Source organism: Neoluteolibacter marinus, from assembly GCF_014904755.1.
Classification (GTDB): Bacteria; Verrucomicrobiota; Verrucomicrobiia; order Verrucomicrobiales; family Akkermansiaceae; genus Haloferula; species Haloferula marina.
In genome coordinates, this window is sequence record NZ_JACZFQ010000244.1 from 1 (window position 1) to 672 (window position 672).

A 672-nucleotide genomic window follows, 5' to 3' on the forward strand; every position below is an offset into this window, starting at 1 on the left:
CGATGTGCCGGTCATCTCCTCGGTATGCGATGTGGCCGGGGAGGCTGCCGCGACGGTCGTGGCGGCCCCGTTCGACTGGCTCGCCCAAGCGATGGGCGGCGCGGCCGGCTGGCTGATCGAGGCGATGTGGGCGGTGTTCGACACGACCACCCTGGTCGATGTCCAGACCGATGGGTTCACCCGCGTCTACAACCTGATCTTCGGCATCGGCGTGTTCCTGGTGCTGATCTTCTTCTGCCTGCAACTCATCACCGGACTCATCAAGCGTGATCCGACCGCCCTGTCCCGGGCCGCGCTCGGCGCGGCGAAATCGGTGCTCGGCGCGTTCGTCGTGGTCACGCTGACCGCCCTCGCGCTGGAGATCGTGGACCAGCTCTGCATCGGCATCATCCAGGCGTCCGGGGAGACCACCGAGACGATGGGTGACAAGATCATCCTGCTCGCCGCCGGATTGACCGGCATCAACATCGCCGCTCCCGGTGTCGGCGCGATCGTCACGATCTTCCTGGCCGGGCTGATGATCGCCGCAGTCTTCATCGTCTGGTTCTCGCTGCTGATCCGCAAGGCGCTGCTGCTGGTCGGACTCGTGCTCGCGCCGATCGCGTTCGCCGGCGCCTCGTGGGATGCCACCAAGGGGTGGATCGGCAAGTGGGCCGCGTTCGTGATCGCGCT

General features: G+C 66.7%; 1 pseudogene. It reads left to right on the forward strand.

Annotation, left to right across the window (positions count from 1 at the left end):
• Positions 1-672: pseudogene (locus tag IG178_RS24680) on the forward strand (conjugal transfer protein TrbL); the annotation flags it as partial.